This is a genomic window from Kitasatospora sp. NPDC004615 (assembly GCF_042873545.1).
Classification (GTDB): Bacteria; Actinomycetota; Actinomycetes; order Streptomycetales; family Streptomycetaceae; genus Kitasatospora.
Map to the genome: position 1 here is coordinate 982,271 of NZ_JBIALQ010000001.1, position 2,453 is coordinate 984,723.

Genomic DNA, 2,453 nt, shown 5'->3' on the forward strand with positions numbered 1-2,453 from the left:
GTCCTGCCGCCACCGGACTGCTCATGCGCCGGCGGCGGAGCCTGCTCATGACTCCGGCCACCACCCGACTGCTCGTGCGACGGCGGCGGAGCCTGCTCGTGGCTCCGGCCACCACCCGACTGCTCGTGCGACGGCGGCGGAGCCTGCTCGTGGCTCCGGCCACCACCCGTCTCGGAGTGGGACGGCGGGGCGTCGCCGCTGGTGCGGCCGGAGCCGAACGGGGACAGGCCGCCGGCCGTCGAGCCACCCGAACCTGAGCCACTCGACCTACCCGAACCCGAACCCGAACCCGAACCCGAACTCGAACCACTGGAGCCCGAACCACTGGAGCTCGAACCCGAGCCGCTGGAGCCCGAGTTAAAGCTTCCGCTGTCGCCGGACGGGCCGTGGTAGGAGCTGTCGCCGCCCGAAGAGGTATCCGGCTTGGTGAACTTCGGCGGGCCGTCCTGGCGGCCGCCCTCGCCGGGGCCGACGGGGCCGGAGATGTGCGGGGCGTCGCCGGGCTTGGGCGCGGGGGCGTGCGTGTTCATCTTGACGGCACCGTGGTGCAGGCCGACGCCCGCACCGCCGGAGAGGCCGGAGCCGAGGAGCGAGGAGGTGTCGACCTTGCCGGTGGTGAGGTACTGGGTGGCGGCGTCCGCGCCGACGCCGGTGGCCGCGCCGATCGCCATCTTGCCGCCGAGCGAGTTGGCGGCGCCGCCGAGGCCGACCTTGCCGGCCGCGGCGCCCAGGCCCTTGCCGATCAGGCCACCGGCGGCGCCGCCGATGGCGCCGCCCTTGGCGTTGTCGCCGACTTCCTTCCAGTCGATGCTCTTGCGGTGGCCCTCGGCGAGTTCGATGCCCTGCGCCATCAGGTTGATCGCGGCCATCTGGGCGGCCTGCTTGGCCGCCATCTTGGCCAAGTCGAGCACAAGTGTCTTCAGGGTCTTGGTGACGAACGTCCGCGCCGCCGCGATGAACCCGGGCACCTGGAGCATCGACGCACCCGCGGTGACCGGAGCCTCCGCCTCAGCGGTCGCCAACTCGAATGCCAGAATGCCGAGTTGGGCGACAATCTGGATCTTCGCCGTCTCGGCCGAGTTGGCCATGTTCTCCAGCATGTCACCCATGCCGCTGAGCGCGTTGATGGTCGCGGTCAGCCGGCCCGGGTCGTCATCGGTGCCCTTGCCGACGGTGTAGGTGGCCCAGAACTTGTTCAGCCCGTCGGCGGCTGCGCCTTGCTGGCCCTCCAGCGCACGCTTGATGGCCGCGTCCACACCCTGGGTGGCGTCCCGCAGCGTCTCGGACGCCTTGCGGCACTCGTCCGCCATGTCACGCAGCTGGTCTTCGTCTGCTTCCGGCCACCGGCAGCCGGCGAGCAGCAGGAGCACCCACTGGAGGGGCTCCGGGAGTTCGACAGCCATGGGTCAGTGCCTTCCAGTCGAGCCGGTCGTACCGGGGGTGAACATCGGGCGGACGTGGGACGGCGCGGTCGGCGCCGTACCGGGCGACTGCGGCATCGGAGCCTGTCCGCCGTCCATGCCGGTGAAGGAGCTGGTCGCGCCCTCTTCGGCGGTGTCGTAGCTCTCGCCCATCTTCTTCAGGCCGTCCGCGATGTCGCGGACCTCCTTGACCAGGCTCTGAAGCGTCTTCAGGGTGTTGTGGCTGTACTCCAGGTAGCTGTTCTCACCGTTCTCACCCTCGGCGAACTTCTTGCCCGACTCGTCGTTGCCCCACGGGTTCTGGCCCTCCATCGAAGGCAGGTACGACGTCATCCGGGAGGCCAGCGACGCGATCTGCTCCGACGCGGAGAGCACTGGCGAGACCGCCGCCTTGTACTGATCAGGGTTCACCTGGAACCCCTGCCCGGCCCCCTTGCCCGTGTCCGAGCCCGCGTTGGTGCCGTTGGCCGCTCCCGCCCGCTGCCCGGCCTCGGTCGACTGTCGCGGCACCCCCTCCTGGATCGGGGTCCCGCGCTCCTTCAGCTGCCCCGCCTCCGCCGCCGGCGTAAGGGGCTCACCAGGAGTGGCCGGCACCCCCGGCTGGAGCGGAGTCCCATGCGACTTCAGCTGCCCCGCCTCCGCCGCCGGCGTCAGGGGCACACCAGGAGTGGCCGGCACCCCCGGCTGGAGCGGAGTCCCATGCGACTTCAGCTGCCCCGCCTCCGCCGCCGGCGTCAGGGGCACACCGGGCGTGGCCGGCACCCCCTCCGGGAGCGGGGTGCCACTCGACTTCAACCGCCCTGCCTCGGCGGACATCGCCGGGATCGTGTCCCCCAGCGGAACCCCCTCCGACGCCTTCAACCGCGCGGTCTCGGCAGGCATCGAAGGCATCGCCTCATGCAGAGGCACACCCTCCGACGACTTCAACCGCCCCATCTCGGCAGGCATCGAAGGCATCGCCTCATGCAGAGGCACACCCTCCGACGACTTCAACCGCCCCATCTCGGCAGGCATCGAAGGCATCGCCTCATG

The 2,453-nt window shown here is 70.9% G+C and carries 3 protein-coding genes; 1 reads left to right on the forward strand and 2 read right to left on the reverse strand.

The window, feature by feature from the left end; all coding sequences use genetic code 11:
- Both ACFYS8_RS04425 and ACFYS8_RS04430 read right to left on the reverse strand, forming a co-directional pair.
- Window positions 1-1,403: WXG100 family type VII secretion target (locus ACFYS8_RS04425; RefSeq protein WP_387635575.1), on the reverse strand; the 1,403-nt coding region annotated here is incomplete at its 3' end.
- Window positions 1,404-1,406: 3 nt separating this feature from the next.
- On the reverse strand, window positions 1,407-1,832 hold the full coding sequence (locus ACFYS8_RS04430) for a WXG100 family type VII secretion target (RefSeq protein WP_387635577.1): 426 nt from the start codon (window positions 1,830-1,832) through the stop codon (window positions 1,407-1,409).
- Window positions 1,833-2,199: 367 nt separating this feature from the next.
- On the opposite strand from ACFYS8_RS04430, the gene ACFYS8_RS04435 reads away from it, so the two are divergent.
- On the forward strand, window positions 2,200-2,453 hold a 254-nt coding region (locus tag ACFYS8_RS04435), incomplete at its 3' end, for a hypothetical protein (protein WP_387635579.1).